This window comes from Klebsiella michiganensis (assembly GCF_002925905.1).
Lineage (GTDB): Bacteria > Pseudomonadota > Gammaproteobacteria > Enterobacterales > Enterobacteriaceae > Klebsiella > Klebsiella michiganensis.
Window position 1 is genome coordinate 161,177 of the sequence record NZ_PRDB01000009.1, and the last position, 26,665, is coordinate 187,841.

Sequence of the window (26,665 nt, forward strand, 5' to 3'; positions counted from 1 at the left end):
TTGACTAACGTAAATAGCACTAAATAACAAGAAATTATATAAACAGCCTTGAGTTTATTCGCAAGTTGTTTGATTAATAACCGTTATTTTTTTCGCCGGTAGCATGGAATAATTAAAGATGTGTAAAGAAGGGTAAAAAAAACCGGATGCGAGGCATCCGGTTGAAATAGGGGTAAACAGACATTCAGAACTGAATGACGGTAATAAATAAAGTTAATGATGATAGCGAGGGTAATTTTAGTCGCAGACGATAATTTTGTTTTACCATTCAGTGCTATAGATATGTAACCGTGTAACTCATTGACAGGGATTAAAAAATTTTATTTTTTGATTATTAGTGCTTATTTCGCTACCCATTTAGGGCCGAAAAAAAGTTCCCTCATATTTACAAATTGAAACATCTTGTGGGTATTTTGAAACATCTTAGAAGTTTTAGTATCATATTCTTGTTGGATTATTCCGCGTTTTGCAGCACAATGAAATAGCCGACTGATTAGAAGGGTAATCAGTAAGCAGTGGCAATAATAAAAGGCATATAACAAACAGAGGGTTAATAACATGAAAGTTAAAGTACTGTCCCTCCTGGTACCGGCACTGCTGGTAGCAGGCGCAGCGAATGCGGCTGAAGTCTATAACAAAGATGGCAACAAATTAGACCTGTACGGTAAAATCGACGGTCTGCACTATTTCTCTGACGACAAATCTTCCGATGGCGACCAGACCTACATGCGTCTGGGCATCAAAGGCGAAACTCAGATCAACGACCAGCTGACCGGTTACGGCCAGTGGGAATACAACGTTCAGGCAAACAACACCGAGAGCTCCAGCGATCAGGCGTGGACTCGTCTGGCATTTGCTGGTCTGAAATTCGGCGACGCGGGTTCTTTCGACTACGGTCGTAACTACGGCGTTGTCTACGACGTAACTTCCTGGACTGACGTTCTGCCGGAATTCGGCGGCGACACCTACGGTTCTGACAACTTCCTGCAGTCTCGCGCTAACGGCGTGGCAACCTACCGTAACTCTGACTTCTTCGGTCTGGTTGACGGCCTGAACTTTGCTCTGCAGTATCAGGGTAAAAACGGCAGCGTAAGCGGTGAAGGTTCGACTAACAACGGTCGTGGTTGGAGCAAACAGAACGGCGACGGTTACGGTACCGCTTTGACTTATGATATCTGGGAAGGTATCAGCGCTGGTTTCGCGTACTCTCACTCTAAACGTACCAGCGATCAGAACACAGTTCCTGCTCTGGGCCGCGGCGACAACGCTGAAACCTACACCGGTGGTCTGAAATATGACGCCAACAACATCTACCTGGCGACTCAGTACACCCAGACCTACAACGCAACTCGCGCTGGCAACCAGGGTTTTGCTAACAAAGCGCAGAACTTTGAAGTAGTTGCTCAGTACCAGTTCGACTTCGGTCTGCGTCCGTCCGTGGCTTACCTGCAGTCCAAAGGTAAGGATCTGGAAGGCTACGGCGACCAGGATCTGCTGAAATATGTTGATGTAGGCGCTACCTACTACTTCAACAAAAACATGTCCACCTACGTTGACTACAAAATCAACCTGCTGGACGACAACAGCTTCACTCGTAACGCCGGTGTTTCTACCGACGACATCGTTGCTCTGGGCCTGGTTTACCAGTTCTAAGCACGCTGAAGTTTGAAAAAAGGCGCCGATGGCGCCTTTTTTTATGCCCGGTTTAACCTTGCTGGTGTACTCTTTGCGCCTTAGCCAGAGGAAGCCAATTTTATGGATATCACTTTTTTCCGCGCCGCCCTGTTCGGCGCCTGCGTATTACTTTCAGGCTGTGATTCAGCCACCACTCCCCAGACGCCAAAATCCGCCGCCACCGTGCTGGAGGGTAAAACCATGGGCACATTCTGGCGGGTTAGCGTCATCAACGTTGATGAGGCGAAGGCCGAGGCGCTGCGCCAGAAAGTTCAGGCTCAGCTGGATGCTGACGATCGTCTGCTTTCCACCTGGAAGAACGATTCAGCGTTGATGCGCTTTAACCATTCGCCGGGTACCTCGCCGTGGCCGGTCAGCGAGGCGATGGCGGATATCGTGACGATGTCGCTGCGCATTGGCGCAAAAACCCATGGCGCCATGGATATCACCGTCGGGCCGCTGGTCAATTTATGGGGCTTTGGCCCGGATAAACAGCCGGTCAAAACGCCGGATGCGCAGCAGATTGCCGCGGCAAAAGCGCGCAGCGGATTACAGCATCTGACGGTGATCAACCAGGCCGGCAAGCAGTTTCTGCAAAAAGATATTCCGGATCTGTTTGTCGATCTCTCTACCGTAGGTGAAGGCTACGCCGCCGATCATCTGGCGCGCCTGATGGAGCAGGAGGGGATCTCGCGCTACCTGGTCTCGGTGGGCGGCGCACTGGCGAGCCGGGGAATGAATGCGGAAGGGCAGCCGTGGCGGGTGGCGATCCAGAAGCCAACCGATCGCGAAAACGCGGTACAGGCGATCGTTGATATCAACGGCCACGGCATCAGCACCTCCGGCAGCTATCGCAACTACTATGAGCTGGACGGTAAGCGCATCTCGCACGTTATCGATCCGCAAACCGGGCGGCCTATCGATCATAAACTGGTTTCGGTGACCGTTATCGCCCCGACGGCGCTGGAAGCCGACGGCTGGGACACCGGGCTGATGGTGCTGGGGCCGGAAAAAGCGCGGGACGTGGTACGCGAACAGGGGCTGGCGGTCTATATGATTATCAAAGAGGGGGACGGGTTTAAAACCTGGATGTCGCCGCAGTTCCGCACTTTCCTCGTTGGCGAGAAAAATTAAAGCGCAAGATTTCGGGTTTTTGATGACGGACTTCGGCCCACACTGAAGATACACTTACAGCAGGAGTCCGTGATGAAAACGATAATGATTGATACCGATGAGCGCCGCTGGCAGGCGGTATGCGAACGCGATGCCAGCGCCGATGGTCAGTTTGTCTTTGCCGTGCTGACCACCGGCGTCTGCTGCCGCCCCTCCTGCCGCTCGCGCCGCGCGCTGCGGGAAAATGTTCGCTTTTATCCTGATGTGGCAAGCGCGCAGGCGGAAGGCTTTCGTCCGTGCAAACGTTGCCAGCCGGAAAAAACCGATCCGCAGCAGCAGAAGGTAGAGAAAGTGGCTGCCGCGTGCCGTCTGCTGGAGCAGGAGACGCCGATAACGCTGGAAGCACTGGCACGCCAGCTTGCGGTCAGCCCCTTTCATTTTCACCGCCTCTTTAAATCCGTCACCGGAATGACCCCTAAAGCCTGGCAACAGGCGTGGCGCGCTCGCCGTTTACGCGAAGCGCTGGGACAGGGGGCGAAAATTACAGATGCGGCGCTCTCTGCCGGTTTTCCGGATAGTAGCAGCTACTACCAGCAGGCTGATGCGGCGCTGGGAATGACCGGCCGCCAGTTTCGCCGCGGCGGGGGGGATATCGATATTACCTGGGTATGCGGCGACGGTCCGCTGGGGCGCTGTCTGGTGGCTGAGAGTGAGCGGGGCGTGTGCGCCGTGCTGCCCGGAGAGGACGACGCCTTGCTTTGTGCGGAATTAGCCAGCCTGTTCCCCAATGCGCGGCTGCATCCGGGCGACGAGATTTTTCGTCAGCGGGTGGCGCAGGTATTTTCCCATCTTGATGACCACCGGCAGCCGTTTTCCCTGCCGTTGGATCTGCGCGGCACGGCGTTTCAGCTTCAGGTCTGGCAGGCGCTGCGTCAGATCCCGGCGGGGGAGACCCGCAGCTATCGCCAGGTGGCGCAAATTATTGGTCGCCCCCGCGCGGTGAGGGCGGTGGCAAGCGCCTGCGCTGCGAATAAACTGGCGCTGGTTATTCCCTGTCATCGGGTCGTTCGCGAGGATGGGGCGCTATCCGGCTATCGTTGGGGGACGGCGCGCAAGGCGCTGCTGCTGGCGCGAGAAGCGTCATCCGAGGAGAAATAATGCTCGATCTTTTTGCCGATACGCCGCCCTGGCAGGAGCCGCTGGCTCCGGGGGCGATAATTTTGCGTCGCTACGCCCGAGAGCGCGCGCCGGCGCTTTTGCAGGCAATCAGCGAGATTGCCTGCCGTTCGCCTTTTCGCCAGATGGTTACCCCCGGCGGCTATACGATGTCGGTGGCGATGACCAACTGCGGCGAGCTGGGCTGGACCACCAACCAGCACGGCTATCTTTATGCTGCCGACGATCCGCTGACGGGCAAGCGCTGGCCGCAGATGCCGCCGCTTTTCCGCGAACTGGCCGCAGAAGCGGCGGCGGCGAGCGGCTATGCGCGCTTTACCCCGGATGCGTGTCTTATCAACCGCTATCAGCCGGGAACGAAGCTGTCGCTGCATCAGGATAAAGACGAGCAAAACCTGCGAGCGCCGATTGTCTCCGTCTCTCTGGGGCTTCCGGCGATATTTCAGTTTGGCGGCCTGCGGCGTAACGATCCGCTGCAGCGGGTGCTGCTGGAGCACGGCGACGTGGTGGTCTGGGGCGGCGAATCGCGGCTGTTTTACCACGGTATTCAACCGCTGAAAGAGGGCATCCATCCGGCTACCGGCGGCTGTCGTTACAATCTCACTTTCCGCCTGGCGGGTAATAAAGAATAAAAATAAGAATTATTCTTGCTGTCATCGTCGAGCAGTTTAAACTGCTGGCTGTTTTTGCTTGCCCGGATTACGCGTTATGGAACTTCTTCTTCTTGTCTGGCGCCAGTATCGCTGGCCGTTTATCTCCGTCATTGCCCTGAGCCTGCTGAGCGCGGCGCTGGGTATTGGGCTTATCGCCTTCATTAACCTGCGCCTGATAACCCTTGTCGATACCTCCCTGACGGTCCTGCCGGAGTTTCTCGGGCTGCTATTGCTGTTGATGGCGGTCACCCTCGGCTCGCAGCTGGCGCTGACCACGCTCGGCCACCATTTCGTTTACCGCCTACGCGGCGAATTTATTAAGCGCATTCTGGATACGCAAATCGAGAAGATCGAGAAAATCGGCAGCGCGTCGCTGCTGGCCGGGCTAACCAGCGATATCCGTAATATCACCATTGCCTTCGTACGCCTGCCGGAGCTGGTGCAGGGGATTATTCTGACCTTTGGCTCCGCCGCTTATCTGGCCTGGCTGTCAGGAAAAATGATGCTGGTTACCGCCCTGTGGCTGGCGTTGACCATCTGGGGCGGATTTATGCTGGTATCGCGGGTTTATAAGCATATGGCGTCGCTGCGCGAAAGCGAAGATAAGCTGTATCACGACTACCAGACGGTGCTCGAAGGTCGCAAAGAGCTCACTCTCAACCGCGAGCGCGCCGAATATGTGTTTAATCAGCTCTATCTGCCGGATGCGCGAGAATACCGGCACCATATTGTTCGCGCCGATACCTTTCATCTGAGCGCGGTCAACTGGTCGAATATTATGATGCTGGGCGCGATTGGCCTGGTCTTCTGGATGGCCAACAGCCTGGGCTGGGCCGATACGGCGGTGGCGGCGACCTACTCGTTGACCCTATTATTCCTGCGCACGCCGCTGCTCTCGGCGGTAGGCGCGCTGCCCACTCTGCTCAGCGCGCAGGTGGCATTCAACAAGCTGAATAAGTTTTCGCTCGCGCCGTACCGCGCTGAGTTCCCGCAGCCGCAGGCGCATCCCCACTGGCAGACGCTCGAGCTGCGCGACATCACCTTCCATTATCCTGACAACAGCTTTGCGGTCGGGCCGATCAACATGACCCTCAAGCGCGGCGAACTGGTCTTTCTCATCGGCGGTAACGGTAGCGGGAAATCGACGCTGGCTATGCTGTTGACCGGTTTGTATCAGCCCCTTTCCGGGCAGATCCTGGTCGACGGGAAGCCGATGGCGGCGGATAAGCCGGAAGATTACCGCAAGCTGTTCTCGGCGGTGTTTACCGACGTCTGGCTGTTTGACAGACTGCTGGGGCCGGAAGGGAAGGCGGCTGACCCGGCGCTGGTGGAGAAGTGGCTGGGTTATCTGCAGATGAACCATAAGCTACGGCTCGACGATGGCAAAATCCTCGACCTGAAGCTGTCTAAAGGGCAGAAAAAGCGCGTGGCGCTGCTGCTGGCGTTAGCGGAAGATAGAGATATCATCATGCTGGATGAATGGGCGGCGGATCAGGACCCCCATTTCCGCCGTGAGTTCTATCAGGTGCTGCTGCCGCTGATGAAGGAGATGGGTAAAACCCTCTTTGCTATAAGCCATGACGATCACTACTTTCAGCACGCCGACAGGCTGCTGGAAATGCGCGGCGGCCAGCTGTCTGAGCTGACCGGAAATGAGCGCGAGCTGGCGACCCGCGACGCGGTCGCCCGTACCGCCTGATCGCTTTACGCCGTCCCGGAGGCGCCAGCCGACCTCCGGGCTTCCTGCAGGCTGCTGTTTTTTCCGTCGACTGAATTCATAGCGGTTATTATTTCCGCCTCCTCGCGCTATGCTTAAGGCTTCCGGCCTGCTGGTCTGACAGATATTTTTACAAGGATTGCCTGACCGATGTCCGTTTTGCATAAAAAAAGCGCCAGATTGCGTGACGAAGAGCGCGCCCGCCTCATTTGGCTCCTGAGCACCGATAAAGCCGTCACATCCTCGCTGCTGGGTAAATTAACCCTCGCTGAACGTTACGATGACAGCACGCTTGCCGACGATCTGGCTGAAGTGGAGATGCTGGTTTCCCACCTGCCGCCTCCGGACCTTGCCGATGCGCTCGAAGCGCTGCCTTACGATGCGCGCAACGCGCTCTGGCGGCTGGTCGCTGACGATAAGCGCGGTGAAGTGCTGCTGGAGGCATCGGAAAGCGTCTGGGGCGACCTCATCGAGGAGATGAGCGATCACGACCTGCTGTTCGCGCTGCAAAATCTCGATATTGATGAACAGGTCTACCTGCTGCAGCACCTGCCGCGCGATCTGACCGGACGTTTGCTGGCCACGCTGCCCGCGGATAAACGCGCCCGTATTCGCCAGATGATGCGCTACGCCGACAATACCGTCGGCGCGATCATGGAGTTCGAGGTCATTACCGTTCGTCCGGAAGCCACTCTCGCGGCGGTACAGCGCTATCTGCGGCGACTAGGGAAAATGCCGGAGAACACCGACAAACTGTTTGTGACCACCCGCAATAAGCTGCTGCTCGGCGAACTCGAGCTGCAAACCATTCTGCTCAACGATGCGCAGAAGCGGGTGGGGGAAGTGATGGAAGGCGATCCGGTGACCTTCCAGCCGCACGAGGACGCGGAAAAAGTCGCGCGTACCTTTGAACGTGATGACTTACTCAGCGCGGCGGTGATTGATGCCGACGGCAAGCTGATGGGGCGTTTAACCATCGATGAGATCGTTGACGTGGTCTATGAGGAGACGGATAACGATCTACGCCGGATGGGCGGCCTGAGCAACGATGACGATGTGTTTGCCCCGGTGAGCAAAGCGGTGAAGACCCGCTGGGCCTGGCTGGCGGTCAATCTGTGCACCGCCTTTATCGCCTCCCGCGTTATCGATGGTTTCGAGCACACCATTTCGCAACTGGTGGCGCTGGCCTCGCTGATGCCGATTGTCGCCGGAATCGGCGGTAACACCGGCAACCAGACGATCACCATGATCGTGCGGGCGATGGCGTTACAGCATATTCAGCCGGGAAGCTTTTCGTTCCTGATCCTGCGTGAGATGGGCGTCGCGCTGATCAATGGGATCGTCTGGGGCGGGATTATGGGGGCGATCACCTGGTGGCTGTACGACGATCCGCAGCTGGGCGGCGTAATGACGCTGGCGATGATGCTCAACCTGCTGATGGCGGCGATGATGGGGGTGATTATCCCGATGGTGATGGTCAAGCTGGGACGCGACCCGGCGGTCGGCTCCAGCGTGATGATTACCGCTATTACCGACACCGGGGGATTCTTTATTTTTCTTGGGCTGGCGACGCTTTTTCTGATGTAGCCTGCGCTTGAGTGCGCAGACGGCGAGGGATCAGGGCCATTGAGAGCAGGCCTGCCAGAACGCCGATTGCCAGATTGCTGGTGCCGACGGTCGCGCCGACGGTCACCAGCATCACCAGCGTTTCCGGCCACGGATTGCGCGCCAGCTCCGCCGGACGAATGCTGTGCCAGCTAAAGGTTTTTACCGCCACTATCACCATCACGCCGGCGAGCACGGCCATCGGGATTCTCGCCATCACTTCGCTTAACGCGGTTACCAGCAATAGCAGTACCAGGCCTGCGGCAACGGTCGAGACGCGGCTGCGCGCTTTGCCCATTTCAACGTTAACGATGGTCTGACCGATCATCGCACACCCGGCGATGCCGCCGTAAAACCCGGCGAGAATGTTGGCGACGCCCAGACCGGCGCTCTCGCGCGCCTTACTGGAAGGGGTATGGGTCAAATCATCGACCAGCTTCGCCGTCAAAAGCGACTCCATCAGGCCGACAAAAGCGATGCTCAGCGCGCAGGGCCAGATGATGCGCAGCGTGGTTAAGTCGAGGGGCACCATCAGGCTGGTTAACCCCGGCAGTCCGCCGCTCATGGAGCCCTCATCGCCGACGGTAGGCAGCAGCTGGCCGCTGAAAACGGTAAACAGCGTCAGCAGAACGATAGCAATCAGCGGAGAAGGGATCGCTTTAATAAAGCGCGGCGCCCACAGGACAATCAGCAGCGTCAATACGAACAGGCCGATAATCAGCGGCTGCTTGCTCCAGAAATGCGGTACCTGAGCAAAAAAGATGAGAATACCCAGCGCGTTAACAAAACCGGTCATCACCGGCTGCGGGATAAAGCGCATCAGGCGCGCCATGCCGCATAGGCCAAACAAAATTTGAATAACGCCTGCCAGCACGACCGCCGGCAGAATGTAGCCGACGCCGTATTGGTGCACCATGGGCCCGATAACCAGCGCCACCGAGCCGGCGGCCGCGGTGACCATCGCCGGCCGGCCGCCGAGGACCGACATCGCCAGGCACAGTACCACGGAGGCAATCAGGCTAACTTTCGGGTCAACGCCAGCGATGACGGAGAAGGAGATGACTTCGGGGATCAGGGCCAGCGCGGTGAGCACGCCTGCCAGCGTTTCACGCGTCAGCAGCGCGGGCGAGCGCAGTATCTGGCCTAATGCGCCAGCGTGACCAAAGGTAGCGGAATCGGAAACTGGGGGCATAAAAAAAGTTCGCAGAATTTAAAAAATTTTGGCCGGGATCGGTCGCTGCTTACGTGCGGTCGGTCACAAAACCGAGGATAATAGCGCGGATGCATCGCTGACACCAGTACAAAATGTGATTTGTGATACACATTTATTAAACATTTTTATAACAGATCTCAAAACTCAACTTAAAATTTAAACAATATTTAAATTTTTTTTCTTCAGTGTTACCTTTGAAGCCGAGAATCGTTTCACCTGCGCTAAATAAAAAAGCGAGTAAAGTAAGGCTCAAATCCGATGAAGAAAAAGATGGCCGTACCCAGCTCACAGGCGGTTGGTTCCAATAACACTCGGACCAACACCCGCCATGAGCAAGAGACGGATGTATTGTTGATTGGCGGCGGCATCATGAGCGCCACGTTGGGAACCTGGCTGCAGGAACTGGAGCCGGACTGGTCTATTACCATGGTCGAGCAGATGTCCAGCGTCGCGGAAGAGAGCTCGAACGGATGGAACAACGCGGGCACCGGCCACGCGGCGCTGATGGAATTGAACTATACGCCGCAAACCGCTAACGGTATCAATATCGATAAAGCGGTTGATATCAACGAATCTTTCCAGATTTCTCGTCAGTTTTGGGCCCACCAGGTGACCCGGGGCATTCTGAAAAAGCCTAAATCCTTTATTAACAGCGTGCCGCACATGAGCTTCGTGTGGGGCGAAGACAACGTGAACTTCCTGCGCGCCCGCTATGCGGCGTTACAACAAAGCGAGCTGTTCCGCGGTATCCGCTACTCTGAAGATCATCAACAAATTAAAGAGTGGGCTCCGCTGGTGATGGAAGGGCGCGATCCGCAGCAGAAGGTGGCCGCGACCCGCTCGGAAGTCGGCACCGACGTGAACTACGGTGAAATTACCCGTCAGCTGATCGCCGGACTGCAAACCCATGATAATTTCTCGCTTCAGCTGGGTACCGTGGTCCGTCGCTTTAAGCGCAACGCCGACAAAAGCTGGAGCGTAACGCTGGCGGATGCGAACAATCGCCACCAGAAACGGGTTATCAGGGCTAAATTTATCTTTATTGGCGCCGGCGGCGCCGCGCTGACCCTGCTGCAGGAAACCGGTATTCCGCAGGCGAAGGAGTACGCGGGCTTTCCGGTCGGCGGTCAGTTCCTGGTTTGTGAGAACCCGGAAGTGGTGACTCACCATCTGGCTAAAGTCTACGGCCAGGCGGAAGTGGGCGCGCCGCCGATGTCGGTTCCGCACATCGACACCCGTATTATCGACGGCAAACGCGTGGTGTTGTTTGGGCCGTTCGCGACCTTCTCAACCCGCTTCCTGAAAAACGGTTCGCTTTGGGATCTGCTGGCCTCCACCAACACGTCGAATATCATGCCGATGCTCAACGTCGGGCTGGATAACTTCGATCTGGTAAAATACCTGATTAGCCAGGTGCTGCAAAAGGACAAAGATCGTCACGCGGCGCTGTGCGAGTACTATCCGGAAGCGCGCAAAGAAGACTGGCGCTTATGGCAGGCCGGCCAGCGCGTGCAGATTATCAAGCGCGACGCGAAGAAGGGCGGCGTTCTGCGCCTGGGAACCGAAGTTGTCAGCGATGATGAAGGCACGGTAGCCGCGCTGTTGGGCGCCTCGCCGGGTGCTTCCACCGCGGCGCCAATCATGCTGCAGCTGATGGAGAAAGTGTTCAAAGAGAAGATCAACTCAGCGGAGTGGCAGGCGAAACTGAAAGCGATTATCCCGAGCTACGGTACGCGTCTGGATGGCAACGCAGCGGAAATTGAAAAGGCGCTGGCGTGGACCAGCGAAGTGCTGGAACTGCGCTATGAGCCGCTTACCGAGGCTCATAACGTTCCGCAGGCGACGCTGAAGCCTCTGCCGGAAGGGAAACCTATCGCTGACATCGCGCTGTAAGCGCTTCTCCGGCGGCGCAGGCCGCCGGATTCACTCTTCAGGCATTAACGCTCAACGGCTACGCCGATGGTTTCGTCCGCTCTCCAGATACGATATTTCACGTCGATATTCGCCGGGGTATAAACCACGATGGGCAGCTTGCTGTTATAGCGCAGCATGCCCGCATCGCCCAGGCCTGCCATCACAAACTGCTTCTCTTTTTTACCATCCGGGCAGGCCATCATGGTTGAGACGGGTGACGTCACTTTATCAAATACGTAGTAGTCGTAGCCCCAGCCTTCCAGGGTTTTGCTTTCCAGCTGGCCGCCAAGGCGGTGGCGATTGCAGTCGACTTCCAGCGTCTGGCCAATCATCAGCTCGACTTTCAATGCGGATTCATCCTGCTGCTGCGGCAGCTGAATCACCTGACGCTTCATCCCTTGTTCCGCCTTTGGAAACGGGGCGATCTTCTCCAGCGGCTGCTCAGCTGCAGCGGCGCTGGTGGACATGCAGGCAACGGCCAGCAGGGAGGCAGCAAACATAGTGATTTTTTTCACGTGGGTAATCCTTTTTTATCAATCATAAACAGCATAATGTTAGCATTTGTTACGTTGATGGGCAGTGGCGTTTACCAAAATTTTCACAGATACCAGTTATAAATTCTGCTTATTGGCGCAGGAGTAGGGGATTTCATCGCGGTTGAGCAAGGGGCATCCCCCCTGACCTCGCTGCCCCCGCGATGTTTTACTAATTACAGAGCCGCTAAGGTGCCGGTCATTGCCTGACAGGAATGCCGCTCTATGCCTGTAAAGTTGTGCAATGCCGCTCGCTACTCATCGTGATTTTTACCCTCTTCTAAGAAATCCTCATCAAGTTCATCGATGTTTCCGGCGTGATCGCGTCCGGACAGCAGGTTCCAGCAGGCGATAAACAGGGCGGCGATCAGCGGGCCGATAACAAAACCGTTGATGCCGTAGATTTCCATTCCGCCGATCGTTGTGATCAGGATCAGATAGTCCGGCATTTTGGTATCTTTACCCACCAGTAAAGGTCGCAGAATGTTATCAACCAGGCCTACGATGATTACAAAGAAACCGACGATAAACGCGCCCTGCCAGAGCTGACCGGTCGCGAAGAGATAGATCGCCGCAGGAACCCAGATAATCGCCGAGCCCACCGCCGGGATCAGCGACAGAAACGCCATCAGCGCGCCCCACAGGATGCTGCCATCAATGCCCACGATCCAGAACGCCAGTCCCCCAAGCGCGCCCTGGGCGAGCGCGACCGCCACGGTGCCTTTGACCGTCGCCCTGGCGACGGCGGCAAATTTGGCGAAAAGATGCTGCTTCACGTGATTTGATAGCGGCAGGGATTCCAGAATCAGCCTGACCAGGTATGGACCATCTTTTAGCAGGAAAAACAGCAGATAAAGCATGATGCCGAAGCTGATGGTAAAACCGAACGTGCCTTTACCAATCAGGAATGCGCTACCGGCAAGGTACTGGCCTCCTTTAAGCGCAACGTCCGAAAGCTGCCGCTGAATCTGTTCCGCGCTATCAAGATTATGCTCTGAGAGGAAGCTCCTTGCCCATTCCGGCAGGTGAGCAAACAGGCTGGCTACCACGGTCGGGAACTGGGTATCGTTATGCTGCAGTTTGGTGTAAACCACGTTGAGCTCGAAGGCCAGCGACGAGAGGATGATCGCCAGCGGGGTAAACACGATCAGACAGATAATCACTATTGTCAGAAACGCCGCCAGGCCGTTACGCTCGCCGAGCCGATCGCGCAGTTTGTTCTTCACCGGGTGGAAGATCACCGCCAGAATTGCCGCCCATAAAATGGCTGAATAATAGGGGGAGAGAACGTCGAAAAAAGCAAGGGTGACGATCAGCACGATCAGGATGAAAAATCCTTTCGTAAGTCCATTAACTCTCATGTAAATCCTTCAGAAAAATGACGTGTACAGTCAAATAATAGAAGTTTTTCCGGGATTTACAATCAGAGTCGCGGTAGCGTTTCGCTTAGAACAGGGTGGAAATATGACATTAAAAAACCCGCAAACTCTGTGAGAGTGCGGGTTCTTAAGGGGTTACCGATTTAATCGGTGAATAATTTGGTCGGCACGAGAGGATTTGAACCTCCGACCCCCGACACCCCATGACGGTGCGCTACCAGGCTGCGCTACGTGCCGATTCGTGGGGAACAATATTACCCGTTCCCCAAGCGAATGCAAGCCGGGAAATGACTGATTGATTTATAAATAATCAATCAGTTAGCGATAAAGCGTTTTTCATCGGTCAGCACCTGCAGCAGCAGGCTGAGCTGCGGTTTTTGATCGTTAATTTTCTCGCCGTCGCTGTTCCACGTTCGGTAAGTGCCGTTGTGATTAAGCACAACCGTGAATTTCGGCGTGGTAATGGCCAGCGTATCGCTATTGGCCGCGGTGACCCAGGCACGACGGCGGGCGGCGCTAAACAGATCCTCACCTTGCGAATACTCGTTGGCCGGGGTAGAGACGTGGAGCAAACGCTGCATCAGCGTCGTCATCACGTCTTTATTATCGGTCAGCGTCGCGATCTCCTGAGCCGGCGTGCCCGGCCAATGGATCACTAAGGGAACCTGCAGCTGCTCGCGCGACCAGCCAAACTGCTCATGCTGCGGGTTCAGCGGCATTCCACGGCCTGCGGTCACGATAACCACCGTGTTATCCAGCTTGCCTGCTTCCCGCAGCGCGTTCAGCACGCGGCCAATTTGCGTATCGACCGCGCCCGCGGCGTTACCGTAGCGGCGGACGAAGTTTTGCTGCTGCCCGTCGTCAAAGGTAGTGCCGTTGAGAGAAACCCACGAGAACCAGCGGTTTTCATCCTGGGCGTAGCGGTCCAGCCAGTTAATCCACTGGTTTGCCGTCTGCTCGTCGCTTTGCGCTTTCGCGACGGGCAGTGAGAAATCTGACAGCAGCGCCTGACGGTAGAGCGGGCTGCTAAAGCCATCTGATGAGAACAGGCCCAGCTGATAACCCTGCTGATTCAGCGACGTAATCAGCGCCGCAGGGATGCGCGCAGACAGAACGCCGTCCATATAGCTCGGGGAAATACCGTAGAACAGGCCAAACATGCCGCTGTCAGCGGTGTTGCCGGAGCTCATGTGCTGGGTAAAGTTCACGTTGTCTTTCGCGAACCCGGCCAGCGCCGGCATGTTTTTCTCAAAGCGCGAATAATTAAGGTTATCAACGGTAATCAGCAGCACGTTATAACCGGTACCGAGATCGCGATAACGCAGATCGCTCAGCGGATATTGCACCGAGACGGCTTCTGGCGCGCCTTGTTCCACCAGACGGCGCTGGTAGTCCTGCGCGTCGAGCAGGCCATGTTTTTCTAGGAAACGGCGCGCCGTCATCGGATAGGAGAGCGGCAGGTTGGCCCGCTGCATGGTGATCGGACGATAGAAGTTGGCATCCGCCCAGATATAGACCAGATGGCTACTGATAAAGGAGATAAAGAAGAACCAGGCAACGGGTCGGGCGTAGTGGCGGCGACGCGTCAGGCTGCGCAGCTTCTGCCAGCTCCAGGTCGCGAAGAGCATTTCCAGCAGGAAAATGATCGGTACGCTGATAAACATCAGCTGCCAGTCGCGCGCCATCTCGTTCTGGTCGGGGTTGATAACCAGTTCCCAGACAAAGGGATTAAGATGCAGGTGGAAACGGGTGAAAACTTCGCTGTCGATTAGCAGCAGCGTCATGCCCACGGTCGCCAGAATAACCGAGATAAAGCGCATTAAGCGCTGAGAGACGACGATAAAAGTCAGCGGGAAAAGAATCAGCACATAGCTGGTAAAGACCAGGAAGCTGAAGTGACCAACGAGGCTGACGTACGAAAAAAGACGTCCGGCAAGCGTCGTTGGCCAGTCGGCGACAAACAGATAGCGACTGCCGAGCACCATAGCCAACAACATGTTGAAAAGGGCGAACCAGTGCCCCCAGCTGACCATCTGGGAGACTTTTTCTCGGTAGGGCTGACGAAGAGTCACCATATACTGTTGTTCGTTATCCTTAGTGCGCTGGATCGTCGTTGATAGATGACTGCAGCGCCTGGGCAAAAGAACGGGCGATGGCCTGACGCTGCGCCGGCGCGACGCTACTGTTGATCAGGTTAGTCACCATATTGCCCAGAACCATCAGTGAAAGGTCAACGGGCGCTTTATGTGTTTCCAGAACGCTCGTCAGCTCGCTGAGCAGCTGTTCGACGTGTTCATCGCTATAGCGGGATAATTGCGGCATAAACTCAAAATCTGTTTGTTCGTGAAAGGGCAACATATTACCGTAGCAGCAGCTTTTTTTCCGCATTTTTTCGCCACGACGCAAAAGCGCGCGGCTTCGCTCGCAAAGAGTCACGCGGCGGTTGCGTCGTTGCCCCCGCGGTGGTTGAATACCGCCCGGTCTAAAAGGAGAGTTTAACATGAGTCTGGATATCGACCAGATTGCCCTGCATCAGTTAATCAAACGTGATGAACAAAATCTGGAGCTGGTGCTGCGCGAATCGTTGCTGGAGCCGACGGCGACGGTTGTCGAGATGATGGCCGAACTGCATCGTGTCTACAGCGCAAAAAATAAAGCCTACGGCCTGTTTAATGAAGAGAGCGAGCTGGCGCAGGCGCTGCGCGGGCAGCGTAAGGGCGAAGAAGCGTTCCTGCCGTTTAGCCGCGCCGCTACCGGGCGCCTGCGCGACGAACTGGCAAAATATCCCTTTGCAGAAGGCGGTATTGTGCTGTTTTGCCAGTATCGTTATCTGGCGGTGGAATATCTGATGGTGGCGGTGCTGAACAACCTAAGCAGCATGCGCGTCAACGAAGAGCTGGATATCAGCTCCACCCATTATCTGGACATCAATCACGCGGATATCGTCGCGCGTATTGATTTAACCGAGTGGGAAACCAACCCGGAGTCAACGCGCTATCTGACCTTCCTGAAGGGGCGGGTAGGGCGCAAGGTGGCGGATTTCTTTATGGATTTCCTCGGCGCCAGCGAAGGGCTGAACGCCAAAGCGCAGAACCGCGGCCTGCTGCAGGCGCTGGATGATTTCGCCGCCGATGCGCAGCTGGATAAATCTGAACGTCAAAACGTGCGCCAGCAGGTATACAGCTACTGCAACGAGCAGCTGCAGGCCGGTGAGGAAATCGAGCTGGAGTCGCTGTCGAAAGAGCTGGCGGGCGTCAGCGAGAAGACCTTTCAGGAATTTACCGCCGAACAAGGCTACGAGCTGGAAGAGAGCTTCCCGGCGGATCGCAGCACGCTGCGTCAGTTAACCAAGTTTGCCGGCAGCGGCGGCGGGTTAACCATTAATTTTGACGCTATGCTGCTGGGCGAGCGGGTGTTCTGGGATCCGGCTACGGATACTCTAACCATTAAAGGCACGCCGCCGAACCTGCGCGATCAGCTACAGCGCCGTACTTCTGGCGGAAATTAATGCGCAAAATCCCGACGTCGAGTCGGGATTTTTTTGCCTGAACCCGTATTACAGGGCGTAGAGGATTTCTACCCCCGCCAGGGTTAGCTGCTGTCGCAGCGCCTCGTCCAGGGTCGTATCCACGATCAGCGTACTGGCTGCCCCCAGCTCGCCGATGGCAAAGGCCGACGCGGAGTTAAGCTTTTCTTGTGACGCCATCACCACCGTTTCGGCAGCCCGCGCTGCCAGCGCGCGTTTAATGCCCGCTTCTTCATAGTCACCGGTGGTGAATCCCGCCCGGGGGTGAACGCCGGTGACGCCCATAAAAAACAGATCGGCGTTGATACGGGAAATACTCTCGAGGGCCGCAGACCCGACGCTGACGACGGAATGTTTAAACAACCGGCCGCCGATCAAAATCACCTCGATGAGCGGTTTTTGCACCAGCGCGACGGCAATCCCCGGGCTATGGGTGACCACGGTACACGCGAGGTTATCCGGCAGCAGGCGCATCATCTCCCCGGTGGTGGTGCCGCCGTCGACAATCACCACCTGACCGGGCTGAATGAGCTCAACCGCGCGCTGGGCAATGCTCTGCTTTGAGGCGATTTGCACGTTCTTTCTTGTTTCAATAGGCGCGATGGCTTCGGAAACCGGCAGCGCGCCGCCGTGGACGCGCTGCAGCTTGCCTTCCGCGGCCAGCTCCCGCAGATCCCGGCGAATGGAGTCTTCTGATACGCTAAAGCGCTGGCTGAGATCCCCGGACATCACCTGTTTTTCCTCGGTGAGGATCTGCAAAATCTGCTGTTTTCTCTGGCTGGCGAGCATCAAAATACCTTCATGAGCGATCTTGTTTGTGCACGATTATGCATGTTATGTTGCTCGCTGTCACCTAAAAGGGGAAAAACATGCACGCTGACGCACCGCGCGTTCGCCATATCCGCGAAACGCTTTTATCGGATAACTGGTACACGCTCAAGAAATATACTTTTGAACTATTGCGCCGGGACGGACGCTGGCAGGAGCAGAGCCGGGAAGCTTACGACCGCGGCAACGGCGCGGTGATCCTGCTCTACAATCGTGAAAAGCAAACGGTAGTGCTGGTTCGCCAGTTTCGCTTTCCGGTGTGGATTAACGGTCATGATGGATTTTTGATCGAAGCCGCCGCTGGACTGCTGGATAACGCTTCTCCGGAGGCGCGCATCGTTGCCGAAGCCGAAGAGGAGACCGGTTTTCGCGTCACGCGCATAGAGCCGGTATTCACCGCTTACATGAGCCCCGGTTCGGTGACGGAGAAGCTTTACTTTTTCATTGCCGAATACTCTGCCGACGATCGGCGCGGCGACGGTGGCGGCCTGGCGACGGAGGGAGAAGATATCGAGGTGCTGGAGTGGCCGCTGGAAAAAGCGCTGCAGGCTATTCGCGAAGGAGAAATCGTCGATGCGAAAACGATTATGCTGTTGCAGCATCTGGCGCTGAACAGGTCAACGCTACTCGGCTGATAAACAAAACGCCCCGAACCTTGCGGAGCGGGGCGTTTGCCATACAACTTTCAGCGAGCGATTAAGCGCGAACGAAGTCGATGTGGGACAGCTTCGGCTTGAACGGGTGACGCTGAACAGCCTGAGCTTTAACTTTCTCTTCTTTGCCATCAACAACGATGGTCAGAACTTCGTTGTAGAACTCTGCATTGGTCTGCATGTTCCACACTTTGTCGTGATCCAGTTCGATTGCTACTGGCGCAGCTTCGCCGCCATAGATGATGGCCGGGAATTTGTTAGCTGCACGCAGGCGGCGGCTCGCACCCTTACCCTGCTCTTTACGTACTTCTGCGTTGATAGTAAACATTGATGTCTCTCTATATATAAATCCTGCTACAGGCGACCCAGCAGCAGGCAGATTATCTGCTTTGCGAATGCAAAAGCGGGCGGCATTATAGCCGCCATAGGTGTTTGCAGCAACCAAAACCTCAGACGTGAGGGCGATTAGCGTAGTTCGTTGGCCCGGCGGAATCGGCCCTGATAATCAAATACTTTCTCCCGCACCTGCCAGTATTGCCCCTTCATGCGCGCCACGACAAAGTCCGGATGGCGCAGAAGCGCCTGCTGGGCGAGGATATCGGCGGGCGTTATCCAGCGCAGCGGTACGCCCGGCGTTCGGGTATGCGGGCGGATAAAGAGCTGCTCAAAGGCGGTGCGCTGGGCGGGCGTATGCAGTCGGAAGCGCTCACTAACATCCGCGCCATCTTCATCGTAATAGGTGATTTTTAGCCAGGCGCCTTTATCATCCGCGCCGTGCTGCAGATCCATACCGCTACAGCGCAGCACCAGCGCATCTTTAAGCTTCAGCGCGGCTTTCAGCATGTCGTCGGGGTCGACCAGGATGGTATCGCACTCGCGGCAGCGGCGGGCGGCGATATCGTTTTCCGCGTTACACTGCGGGCAGTTTTTAAAGCGAAAACGAAAATCACACTGCTCGCGATGGCCTTCCTCATCCTCAAACCAGCCCTGACAGCGGCGGCCAAAGTGTTCAATCAGCGTGCCGTCGGCGGTGGTTTTCCCCCAGAACGTATTGGCGAAACCGCATGCCGGGCAAAAAACCTGGACCGGCACGTTGTCGCTTTTCCCCTTCGGCGTTCCCACTTCAGGCGCGTAAAGGTCGTGCGGATTACCGGCGTAATCGAGAATCAGGCAGTCCGTTTTACCCGGCGCCAGGCGCAGGCCGCGGCCGACGATCTGTTGGTAAAGGCTCACCGACTCGGTCGGGCGCAGGATGGCGATCAGATCGACATGCGGCGCATCAAAGCCGGTCGTCAGTACCGCGACGTTAACCAGATAGCGGTACTGCTGAGCTTTAAACGCGTCGATGATGCGATCGCGCTCCGGCCCCGGCGTTTCTCCGGTGATTAAGGCCGCTTCGCCCTGCGGAAGCAACCCGGTCACTTCGCGGGCGTGTTCAACGGTGGCGGCGAAAATCATCGCCCCTTTGCGCGTTTGGGCGAATTCAACGATTTGGCTGACGATATGCGGCGTGACGCGCTGCTGTTTTTTCAGTTCGTGGTTTAAATCAGCCTCGCTGAACAGGCCGTTACTTTGCGACTGCAGGCGGCTGAAGTCATATTGAACCACCGGCATATCCAGCCGCTCCGGCGGCGTCAGGTAGCCGTTCTTAATCATATAGCGCAGCGGCAGCTCGTAGATGCAGTCGCGAAATAGCGCGTTTTCATCACCGCGCACCATGCCGTGGTAGTGGAACTGGTAAATCCACCCCTTACCGAGGCGAAAAGGCGTCGCGGTCAGCCCCAGAAGGCGCAGGTGCGGATTGACCTGCTGAAGGTGGCTGATAATCTGCTGATACTGGCTGTCATCATCGTCGCTGATGCGGTGGCACTCGTCGACGATCAGCAGCGAAAACTCGCCCTGAAACTGGTCGAGGTTGCGGGCGACCGACTGCACGCTGCCAAAGACCACTTTACCGTGGCTCTCTTTACGCTTGAGGCCCGCGGCGAAAATATCCGCTTCCAGGCCGAGCGCGCAATACTTGGCGTGGTTCTGCGCCACCAGCTCTTTAACGTGCGCCAGCACCAGCACGCGACCGCGCGCCAGGCGCGCAAGTTCGGCGATAACCAGGCTTTTACCTGCGCCTGTCGGCAGCACAATCGCGGCAGGTTCATGATGGCGGCGAAACCAGGCGAGCGTCGCGTCGACCGCCTCTTTTTGGTAGGGACGTAATGTAAATGTCATGAATTTATGGCGGTTAATTAACTCGCGAATAGTATGCCACGAATCTTTTCCCTTGAGTGGTGTTAATAGCCCGTTATACTACCCCATGAAATTCTTCTTTTTCGGGCGCGTTGCCCGCTCCAGCACTTGTACAGGCTAAAAAAATCTCATGCGACTTGATAAGTTTATCGCTCAGCAACTTGGCGTTAGCCGGGCTATTGCCGGGCGTGAAATCCGCGGCAGCCGCGTTACCGTGGACGGCGACATTGTAAAAGACTCCTCCTTCAAGCTTCTGCCGGAGCATGACGTCGAGTATGACGGCAATACGCTGGTTCAGCAGACCGGCCCGCGCTACTTTATGCTCAACAAGCCGCAGGGTTACGTTTGTTCCACCGACGATCCGGATCATCCAACGGTCCTTTATTTCCTCGACGAGCCGGTGGCGCACAAGCTGCATGCCGCGGGGCGTCTGGATATCGACACCACCGGACTGGTATTGATGACCGACGATGGCCAGTGGTCGCACCGCATTACTTCCCCGCGCCACCATTGCGAAAAAACCTATCTGGTGACGCTGGAAAATCCGCTGGATGAATCCACCGCCGAGCAGTTTGCCAAAGGCGTTCAGCTGCATAATGAGAAAGACCTGACCAAACCGGCGGTGCTGGAAGTGGTGACGCCGACCGAAGTCCGCCTGACCATTAGCGAAGGGCGCTACCATCAGGTGAAGCGGATGTTTGCCGCGGTGGGGAATCATGTGGTTGGCCTGCATCGCGAACGTATTGGCGATATCGCGCTCGATGCGTCGCTGGCGCCGGGTGAATATCGTCCGCTGACGGCAGAAGAAATTGCCAGCGTTGGCGGCCAACATGCGCGGAGTAAAACGTGACGGCAAAGCAGAATTCTTCATTAGGGATTGTGTTTATTCTTGGCCTGCTGGCCATGTTAATGCCGCTGTCGATTGATATGTATCTTCCGGCGCTGCCGGTGATTGCGGCGCAGTTTAATGTGCCGGACGGCAGCGCGCAGATGACGCTCAGTACCTATATTCTGGGCTTTGCCCTGGGCCAGCTTTTATATGGCCCAATGGCGGACAGCATGGGGCGTAAACCGGTGATACTGGGCGGTACGTTGGTTTTTGCCGCGGCGGCGGTGGCCTGCGCGCTGTCGCAGACTATCGATATGCTGATCACCATGCGCTTTTTCCACGGCCTGGCGGCCGCGGCGGCGAGCGTGGTGATTAACGCCCTGATGCGCGATATCTATCCCAAGGAAGAGTTCTCGCGGATGATGTCGTTCGTCATGCTGGTGACCACCGTCGCGCCGCTGGTGGCGCCGATGGTCGGCGGAGCGGTGCTGGTGTGGTTTAGCTGGCATGCGATCTTCTGGATCCTCGCGGTGGCGGCGCTATTAGCCTCGGCGATGATCGCCTTCTTTATTAGCGAGACCCTGCCGCCGGAACGCCGGCAGAAATTTCATATTCGCACTACGCTCGGCAACTTCGCGACGCTGTTTCGCCACAAGCGGGTGCTGAGCTATATGCTGGCAAGCGGTTTCAGCTTCGCCGGGATGTTCTCGTTTCTGAGCGCCGGCCCGTTTGTCTATATCAATATCAACCACGTTTCACCGCAGCACTTTGGCTACTATTTTGCGCTGAACGTCGTCTTCCTGTTTGTCATGACCATGATCAACAGCCGCTTTGTGCGGCGGGTTGGGGCGCTGAACATGTTCCGCGCCGGGCTATGGATCCAGTTTGCGATGGCGGCGTGGATGGTCGTGTGCGCGCTGTTTGGCGTGGGGTTCTGGGCGCTGGTGTTTGGCGTGGCGGCGTTCATCGGCTGCGTTTCGATGGTCTCCTCTAACGCGATGGCGGTGATTCTCGATGAGTTTCCGCATATGGCCGGGACCGCTTCCTCGCTGGCAGGGACGTTCCGTTTCGGGATTGGCGCCATTGTCGGTGCGCTGCTGTCGATGGCGACGTTTACCACCGCCTGGCCAATGCTGATTTCTATCGCCTTCTGCGCCAGCAGCTCCATCCTCTTTTACCTCTACGCCAGCCGACGGCGCAAAGCCGCGCGCTAAGCGACTTTCAGGGGGCGATATCGCCCCTTTTTTTGATGCATGTCAACCAAATCTGGCTTCTCTGTTCAGCGATTTGTTTATTTTATGTAAAATCAAATCGTTCAAAAAGTCGCATGATTGCGATAAAAAAGTTGTTTTAGATCACAGAAACGGGTACATATAGCCCGAAGATGTTCCATCTGCGCAATTATAAACTTTTACATTACAAACCAATAACACGGCTATGCCACTGGTGTAAGCGTTTTCTGTGCAGGAAGAGGACTGGTTGTCAATAATGTGTTAGTATTGATGTAAAATTATTGTGAAGTATTTTGCTTCCGGGGTAAACACGTGAATACACTGCAACTCTCTATCGTACACCGTCTGCCGCAGAGCTATCGCTGGCTGGCCGGTTTTGCAGGTTCAAGAGTTGAACCGATTCCGCAAAACGGCGCCCAGAGCGAAAACAGCCTCGTGGCGTTGAAATTACTCAGCCCCGATGGCGAAAGCGCGTGGCCGGTCATGCATAAGCTCAGCCAGGCGCTTAGCGACATCGAGGTCGACAGCTCTGTCGTTGAATGCGAAGGGGAACCGTGCCTGTTTGTTAACCGTCAGGACGAATTCGCTGCAACCTGCCGCCTGAAAAATTTCGGCGTGGCGATTGCGGAACCTTTCTCCGGCAACAATCCCTTCTGACCGTCAGCTTAACGCCAGCAGCTGACGGGTATACTCCTGCTGCGGAGCGGTAAATACGCGCTCGCACTCACCTTGCTCGACGACTTCTCCCTGCCGCAGCACCATCACCTGATGACACAACGCCCGCACGACGCGTAAATCATGGCTGATAAAAATATAGGCCAGCTGATGCTTTTGCTGTAACGCCTTCAGCAGCGCGAGGATTTGCGCCTGTACGGTTTTATCCAGCGATGAGGTGGGCTCATCCAGCACGATAAGCTGCGGTTTGACGACCAGCGCCCTGGCGATCGCGATGCGCTGACGCTGGCCGCCGGAGAAGGCGGCAGGGTAGCGATGCCGTGAGTGTGGATCGAGGCCGACCTCCTGCATCACCTGAATCACCGCCTGCTCCCGTTCGGCCGGCGTGAGCGTCGGTTGATGGACGCGCAATCCCTCTTCGATAATTTGCAGCACGTTGAGCCGCGGGTTTAGCGATGAGTTAGGATCCTGAAAGACCACCTGCATGCGACGACGCAGCGGCAGCATCTGCCGGCGATTACGTCCCTGAAGCGCCTCACCGTCAAAGGCGATCGCGCCATCGGAATGAATCAGACGCAGAAGCGCCAGCCCGGTGGTGCTTTTGCCCGATCCGGACTCGCCGACCAGCCCCAGCGTTTCTCCCGCGCGCAAATGAAAGCTGAGGCCGTTAACGACCCGGTTATGATCGACAACTCGCCGCAGCAGACCTTTACGTATCGGGAAGGCGATAGTCAAATTTTCCGCCCGCAGTAATACCGGCGCATCGGGTGCGAGCGGGACGGGATCGCCCGACGGCTCGCTATCCAGCAGGCGGCGGGTATAAGGGTGTTCGGGGGCGGAAAACAGCGCCCGGCAGCCGTTTTGTTCCACGCAGCGGCCGTTCTGCATCACCGCGACGCGGTCGGCGAGCTGACGAACGATGCTCAGATTATGGGTGATAAACAGCAGCCCCATATTCAACTCTTGCTTCAGCTCCCGCAGCAGCGTGAGGATTTGCGCCTGCACCGACACGTCCAGCGCGGTGGTGGGTTCGTCGGCGATAAGCAGCTCCGGGCGGGTTAACAGCGCCATGGCGATCATCACCCGCTGGCGCTCGCCGCCGGAAAGCTGATGGGGATAGTCGGCCAGCCGCCGGGGCGCGTTGCGGATGCCGACGCGATCGAGGCAGTCGAGGATTTCCCCGCGCGCCGCTTCTTTGCGCATCCCGCGATGCAAAGAGAGCACTTCGTACAGCTGTTTTTCCAGAGTATGCAGTGGATTAAGCGAAACCATCGGCTCCTGAAAGATCATCGCAATGCGGTTACCGCGCACGCCGCGCAGGGTGCGTTCATCCGCGTGCAGCAGCGACTGGCCGTGAAAACGGATGTCGCCGGCAGGATAGCTGACCGGCGGCGACGGGAGTAGCCGCAGCACCGATAGCGCGGTCACGCTCTTCCCGGAGCCGGACTCGCCGACCAGCGCCAGGGTCTCGCCGACGGCAATCTGCAGCGACAGTTCGCTGACGACGGGGATAGTCTCACCCTGCTGGCGAAAGGCGATGGAGAGGTTATCGATATCTAACAAAGGTTGCGTCATGCTACACCGCCTTGCTTGGGTCAAAGGCGTCGCGAACCGCTTCACCAATAAAAATCAATAACGTCAGCAGGACCGCCACCGACAGAAAGGCGGCGATGCCCAGCCAGGGCGCCTGCAGGTTGTTTTTACCCTGCAACAGCAGTTCGCCCAGCGAAGGGGAGCCCAGCGGCAGGCCAAAACCGAGGAAATCGAGCGAGGTCAGGGTGGTTATCGAACTGCACAGAATGAACGGCAGGAAGGTCAGGGTGGCGACCATGGCGTTAGGCAGCATATGGCGCAGAATAATGGCGCGATCGCTGACGCCGAGCGCCTGCGCGGCGCGGATATAATCATAGTTACGGGTGCGCAGGAACTCAGCCCGGACCACGCCGACCAGCGTCATCCAGCCGAACAGCACGGTAATGGCCAGCAGCCACCAGAAGTTGGCCTGTACAACGCTTGAGAGCAGGATAATCAGAAACAGCGTCGGCATTCCCGACCAGACTTCGATAAACCGCTGCCCCCAGAGGTCAATCTTCCCGCCGTAATACCCCTGAACGGCACCGGCCATCACCCCCAGTACGCTGGAGAAGAAGGTCAGCAGCAGTCCAAAGAGAATGGAAATGCGCGTGCCGTACAGAATACGCGCCAGCACGTCCCCGCCGTTGGCATCGGTGCCCAGCCAGTTCTGTCCTGACGGCGGCGAAGGGAAGGGCGCGTCGGTGGCGAAATTAATGGTCGTCGCGCCGAAACGAACCGGCGCCCACAGGGCCCAGCCGTTATCCGCCAGCCGTTTTTGCAGCCACGGGTCCTGATAGTCGGCGGCGGTGGCAAAGCTGCCGCCGAAGGTGGTCTCACTGTAGTTTTTCAGGAGCGGAACGTAGAAGCTGCCGCGGTACTGGACCAGCAGCGGCTTATCGTTAGCAATAAGCTCTGCGCACAGGCTACAGGCGAAAAGCGCTAAAAAGAGCCATAGCGACCAGTAGCCGCGGCGGTTGTGGCGAAAACGCGCCCAGCGGGCCTGATTGACGGGACTAAAAAATGACATTAGCGGCCCTCAAAATCGATTCGCGGATCGACCAGCGTATAGCTGATATCGCTGATGATATTCAGCAGCAGGCCAATCAGGGTAAAAATATACAGCGTGCCGAACATGACCGGGTAATCGCGAGATACGGTGGCCTCATAGCCCAGCAGCCCCAGTCCGTTTAGCGAGAACATCACCTCAATCAGCAGCGAGCCGGTAAAAAACATACTGATAAAGGTGGCCGGGAAACCGGCAATCACCAGCAGCATCGCGTTGCGAAACACGTGGCCCCAAAGGATCTGCTTTTCGCTGACGCCCTTGGCGCGTGCGGTAACCACGTACTGCTTGCGGATTTCATCAAGAAAGCTGTTTTTGGTCAGCATCGTGAGGGCGGCAAAACCGCCGATCACCGTTGCCAGCACCGGTAGGGTGATATGCCAGAGATAGTCGAGGATTTTTTGGTACCAGGGCAGGCTGTCGAAGTTGGCTGACACCAGCCCGCGCAGCGGAAAGAGATCGAAATAGCTGCCGCCGGCAAAGATAACGATCAGCAAAATGGCAAACAGGAACGCCGGGATGGCATAGCCGATAATAATCAGCGTACTGCTCCAGACGTCAAAATGGCTGCCGTTGCTGACCGCTTTACGGATCCCCAACGGAATCGACACCAGGTAGATGATGAGCGTACTCCACAGGCCCAGGGTGATTGAGACCGGCAGGCTGTCTTTAATCAGCTGCAGTACCGATGAGCTGCGAAACAGGCTATCGCCAAAATCAAAGCGCAGATAATCACCGAGCATTTTAAAATAACGCTCGTGCAGCGGCTTATCAAAGCCGTAGCGGTGGGTTATCTCAGCAATCACCTCCGGGTCCAGCCCGCGCCCGCCGCGATAGTGCCCATCGCTGATGTTGCTGACCCCGGTACGCGCATGGCTGGCGGCCATGCCGCCATCTCCGGCGCCGGGCAAGCCGCCGCGGTCGCCGAACTCAATCGCCGCGATCGCCTGATCGACCGGACCGCCGGGCGCGATCTGCACAATAAAAAAGTTAATGGTGATAATCGCCCACAGGGTGGGGATGATGAGCAGTAGTCGGCGGAGCAGATATGCACCCATCTTAATTC

General features: G+C 56.7%; 23 protein-coding genes and 1 tRNA gene. 12 read left to right on the plus strand and 12 right to left on the minus strand.

Annotated features, from left to right (window positions below; genetic code table 11):
- Positions 1-558: 558 nt before the first annotated feature.
- The 6 genes from CDA56_RS19175 to mgtE all read left to right on the plus strand — a co-directional run bounded on the left by CDA56_RS19175 (position 559) and on the right by mgtE (position 7,920).
- Positions 559-1,653 (plus strand): OmpK36 porin, encoded by a 1,095-nt coding sequence (locus CDA56_RS19175; RefSeq protein ID WP_048260705.1) that lies wholly within the window; start codon positions 559-561, stop codon positions 1,651-1,653.
- Between the two features lie 102 nt (positions 1,654-1,755).
- The gene (gene apbE, locus CDA56_RS19180) at positions 1,756-2,808 is read left to right on the plus strand and encodes an FAD:protein FMN transferase ApbE (protein ID WP_025106709.1); all 1,053 of its coding nucleotides are present in this window, start codon (positions 1,756-1,758) and stop codon (positions 2,806-2,808) included.
- A gap of 72 nt (positions 2,809-2,880) precedes the next feature.
- Positions 2,881-3,945, plus strand: a complete 1,065-nt coding sequence (ada, locus tag CDA56_RS19185; RefSeq protein ID WP_064391609.1) for a bifunctional DNA-binding transcriptional regulator/O6-methylguanine-DNA methyltransferase Ada — start codon at positions 2,881-2,883, stop codon at positions 3,943-3,945.
- Positions 3,945-4,595 (plus strand): DNA oxidative demethylase AlkB, encoded by a 651-nt coding sequence (gene alkB / locus CDA56_RS19190; RefSeq protein WP_048260709.1) that lies wholly within the window; start codon positions 3,945-3,947, stop codon positions 4,593-4,595. The genes ada and alkB overlap by 1 nt, the downstream gene beginning before the upstream one ends.
- Positions 4,596-4,671: 76 nt before the next feature.
- Positions 4,672-6,315, plus strand: a complete 1,644-nt coding sequence (locus CDA56_RS19195) for a multidrug ABC transporter permease/ATP-binding protein (protein WP_064357826.1) — start codon at positions 4,672-4,674, stop codon at positions 6,313-6,315.
- Positions 6,316-6,483: 168 nt separating this feature from the next.
- Positions 6,484-7,920 (plus strand): magnesium transporter, encoded by a 1,437-nt coding sequence (gene mgtE, locus CDA56_RS19200; protein WP_014230209.1) that lies wholly within the window; start codon positions 6,484-6,486, stop codon positions 7,918-7,920.
- Here the strand turns inward: mgtE and CDA56_RS19205 are convergent.
- Positions 7,883-9,130, minus strand: a complete 1,248-nt coding sequence (locus CDA56_RS19205) for a SulP family inorganic anion transporter (protein WP_103814883.1) — start codon at positions 9,128-9,130, stop codon at positions 7,883-7,885. The genes mgtE and CDA56_RS19205 overlap by 38 nt on opposite strands.
- Before the next feature lie 279 nt (positions 9,131-9,409).
- On the opposite strand from CDA56_RS19205, the gene mqo reads away from it, so the two are divergent.
- On the plus strand, positions 9,410-11,044 hold the full coding sequence (gene mqo, locus CDA56_RS19210) for a malate dehydrogenase (quinone) (protein ID WP_103814882.1): 1,635 nt from the start codon (positions 9,410-9,412) through the stop codon (positions 11,042-11,044).
- 44 nt (positions 11,045-11,088) lie between these two features.
- Here the strand turns inward: mqo and eco are convergent, their stop codons facing one another.
- The 5 genes from eco to CDA56_RS19235 all read right to left on the minus strand — a co-directional run bounded on the left by eco (position 11,089) and on the right by CDA56_RS19235 (position 15,299).
- A complete protein-coding gene (gene eco / locus CDA56_RS19215) occupies positions 11,089-11,580 on the minus strand; it encodes a serine protease inhibitor ecotin (RefSeq protein ID WP_103814881.1) in 492 nt (163 codons plus the stop codon).
- A 272-nt stretch (positions 11,581-11,852) separates the two neighbouring features.
- The gene (locus CDA56_RS19220) at positions 11,853-12,959 is read right to left on the minus strand and encodes an AI-2E family transporter (protein WP_103814880.1); all 1,107 of its coding nucleotides are present in this window, start codon (positions 12,957-12,959) and stop codon (positions 11,853-11,855) included.
- 178 nt (positions 12,960-13,137) lie between these two features.
- Positions 13,138-13,214: transfer RNA gene (locus CDA56_RS19225), tRNA-Pro, on the minus strand.
- Positions 13,215-13,291: 77 nt separating this feature from the next.
- Positions 13,292-15,052, minus strand: a complete 1,761-nt coding sequence (gene yejM, locus CDA56_RS19230; RefSeq protein ID WP_014230182.1) for an LPS biosynthesis-modulating metalloenzyme YejM — start codon at positions 15,050-15,052, stop codon at positions 13,292-13,294.
- A gap of 19 nt (positions 15,053-15,071) precedes the next feature.
- The gene (locus tag CDA56_RS19235) at positions 15,072-15,299 is read right to left on the minus strand and encodes a YejL family protein (protein WP_004133900.1); all 228 of its coding nucleotides are present in this window, start codon (positions 15,297-15,299) and stop codon (positions 15,072-15,074) included.
- A 178-nt stretch (positions 15,300-15,477) separates the two neighbouring features.
- Here CDA56_RS19235 and yejK point away from each other — a divergent pair, with 178 nt between their 5' ends.
- Positions 15,478-16,485 (plus strand): nucleoid-associated protein YejK, encoded by a 1,008-nt coding sequence (gene yejK / locus CDA56_RS19240; protein WP_004122954.1) that lies wholly within the window; start codon positions 15,478-15,480, stop codon positions 16,483-16,485.
- Between the two features lie 48 nt (positions 16,486-16,533).
- On the opposite strand, the gene CDA56_RS19245 is transcribed toward yejK, so the two are convergent.
- Positions 16,534-17,292 carry a DeoR/GlpR family DNA-binding transcription regulator gene (locus CDA56_RS19245; RefSeq protein WP_103814879.1) on the minus strand — a complete coding sequence of 253 codons (759 nt, stop codon included), beginning with the start codon at positions 17,290-17,292 and terminating at the stop codon, positions 16,534-16,536.
- Between the two features lie 80 nt (positions 17,293-17,372).
- On the opposite strand from CDA56_RS19245, the gene CDA56_RS19250 reads away from it, so the two are divergent.
- The gene (locus CDA56_RS19250) at positions 17,373-17,966 is read left to right on the plus strand and encodes an NUDIX domain-containing protein (protein WP_009654037.1); all 594 of its coding nucleotides are present in this window, start codon (positions 17,373-17,375) and stop codon (positions 17,964-17,966) included.
- Between the two features lie 61 nt (positions 17,967-18,027).
- Here the strand turns inward: CDA56_RS19250 and rplY are convergent, their stop codons facing one another.
- Both rplY and radD read right to left on the minus strand, forming a co-directional pair.
- On the minus strand, positions 18,028-18,312 hold the full coding sequence (gene rplY / locus CDA56_RS19255) for a 50S ribosomal protein L25 (RefSeq protein ID WP_004103955.1): 285 nt from the start codon (positions 18,310-18,312) through the stop codon (positions 18,028-18,030).
- Positions 18,313-18,449: 137 nt separating this feature from the next.
- On the minus strand, positions 18,450-20,207 hold the full coding sequence (radD, locus tag CDA56_RS19260) for a DNA repair helicase RadD (protein WP_057173885.1): 1,758 nt from the start codon (positions 20,205-20,207) through the stop codon (positions 18,450-18,452).
- A gap of 148 nt (positions 20,208-20,355) precedes the next feature.
- On the opposite strand from radD, the gene rsuA reads away from it, so the two are divergent.
- The 3 genes from rsuA (at position 20,356) to CDA56_RS19275 (ending at position 22,943) form a co-directional block, all read left to right on the plus strand.
- The gene (gene rsuA, locus CDA56_RS19265) at positions 20,356-21,075 is read left to right on the plus strand and encodes a 16S rRNA pseudouridine(516) synthase RsuA (protein ID WP_014230178.1); all 720 of its coding nucleotides are present in this window, start codon (positions 20,356-20,358) and stop codon (positions 21,073-21,075) included.
- Positions 21,072-22,268: a Bcr/CflA family multidrug efflux MFS transporter gene (locus CDA56_RS19270; protein WP_014230177.1), complete on the plus strand. Its 1,197-nt coding sequence runs from the start codon at positions 21,072-21,074 to the stop codon at positions 22,266-22,268. The genes rsuA and CDA56_RS19270 overlap by 4 nt, the downstream gene beginning before the upstream one ends.
- A gap of 330 nt (positions 22,269-22,598) precedes the next feature.
- Entirely contained in the window at positions 22,599-22,943 is a 345-nt protein-coding gene (locus tag CDA56_RS19275) for a YejG family protein (protein ID WP_004122937.1), read from the plus strand.
- Between the two features lie 3 nt (positions 22,944-22,946).
- Here CDA56_RS19275 and yejF read toward each other — a convergent pair whose 3' ends face one another.
- The 3 genes from yejF to CDA56_RS19290 are packed head-to-tail and all read right to left on the minus strand — an operon-like array spanning position 22,947 to position 26,657.
- On the minus strand, positions 22,947-24,536 hold the full coding sequence (gene yejF / locus CDA56_RS19280; protein WP_102802924.1) for a microcin C ABC transporter ATP-binding protein YejF: 1,590 nt from the start codon (positions 24,534-24,536) through the stop codon (positions 22,947-22,949).
- Position 24,537: 1 nt separating this feature from the next.
- Positions 24,538-25,563, minus strand: coding sequence for an ABC transporter permease (locus CDA56_RS19285; RefSeq protein WP_004852714.1), 1,026 nt, complete (start codon positions 25,561-25,563; stop codon positions 24,538-24,540).
- The gene (locus CDA56_RS19290) at positions 25,563-26,657 is read right to left on the minus strand and encodes a microcin C ABC transporter permease YejB (RefSeq protein ID WP_004122930.1); all 1,095 of its coding nucleotides are present in this window, start codon (positions 26,655-26,657) and stop codon (positions 25,563-25,565) included. Before CDA56_RS19290 ends, CDA56_RS19285 begins: the two co-directional genes overlap by 1 nt.
- Positions 26,658-26,665: the final 8 nt, after the last annotated feature.

Coding starts and splice junctions, on each gene's coding strand:
- CDA56_RS19175 (WP_048260705.1), top strand. CDS start 559: ATGAAAGTTAAAGTACTGTCCCTCCTGGTACCGGCACTGCTGGTAGCA.
- apbE (WP_025106709.1), top strand. CDS start 1,756: ATGGATATCACTTTTTTCCGCGCCGCCCTGTTCGGCGCCTGCGTATTA.
- ada (WP_064391609.1), top strand. CDS start 2,881: ATGAAAACGATAATGATTGATACCGATGAGCGCCGCTGGCAGGCGGTA.
- alkB (WP_048260709.1), top strand. CDS start 3,945: ATGCTCGATCTTTTTGCCGATACGCCGCCCTGGCAGGAGCCGCTGGCT.
- CDA56_RS19195 (WP_064357826.1), top strand. CDS start 4,672: ATGGAACTTCTTCTTCTTGTCTGGCGCCAGTATCGCTGGCCGTTTATC.
- mgtE (WP_014230209.1), top strand. CDS start 6,484: ATGTCCGTTTTGCATAAAAAAAGCGCCAGATTGCGTGACGAAGAGCGC.
- CDA56_RS19205 (WP_103814883.1), bottom strand. CDS start 9,130: ATGCCCCCAGTTTCCGATTCCGCTACCTTTGGTCACGCTGGCGCATTA.
- mqo (WP_103814882.1), top strand. CDS start 9,410: ATGAAGAAAAAGATGGCCGTACCCAGCTCACAGGCGGTTGGTTCCAAT.
- CDA56_RS19220 (WP_103814880.1), bottom strand. CDS start 12,959: ATGAGAGTTAATGGACTTACGAAAGGATTTTTCATCCTGATCGTGCTG.
- yejM (WP_014230182.1), bottom strand. CDS start 15,052: ATGGTGACTCTTCGTCAGCCCTACCGAGAAAAAGTCTCCCAGATGGTC.
- CDA56_RS19235 (WP_004133900.1), bottom strand. CDS start 15,299: ATGCCGCAATTATCCCGCTATAGCGATGAACACGTCGAACAGCTGCTC.
- yejK (WP_004122954.1), top strand. CDS start 15,478: ATGAGTCTGGATATCGACCAGATTGCCCTGCATCAGTTAATCAAACGT.
- CDA56_RS19245 (WP_103814879.1), bottom strand. CDS start 17,292: ATGCTCGCCAGCCAGAGAAAACAGCAGATTTTGCAGATCCTCACCGAG.
- CDA56_RS19250 (WP_009654037.1), top strand. CDS start 17,373: ATGCACGCTGACGCACCGCGCGTTCGCCATATCCGCGAAACGCTTTTA.
- rplY (WP_004103955.1), bottom strand. CDS start 18,312: ATGTTTACTATCAACGCAGAAGTACGTAAAGAGCAGGGTAAGGGTGCG.
- radD (WP_057173885.1), bottom strand. CDS start 20,207: ATGACATTTACATTACGTCCCTACCAAAAAGAGGCGGTCGACGCGACG.
- rsuA (WP_014230178.1), top strand. CDS start 20,356: ATGCGACTTGATAAGTTTATCGCTCAGCAACTTGGCGTTAGCCGGGCT.
- yejF (WP_102802924.1), bottom strand. CDS start 24,536: ATGACGCAACCTTTGTTAGATATCGATAACCTCTCCATCGCCTTTCGC.
- CDA56_RS19285 (WP_004852714.1), bottom strand. CDS start 25,563: ATGTCATTTTTTAGTCCCGTCAATCAGGCCCGCTGGGCGCGTTTTCGC.
- CDA56_RS19290 (WP_004122930.1), bottom strand. CDS start 26,657: ATGGGTGCATATCTGCTCCGCCGACTACTGCTCATCATCCCCACCCTG.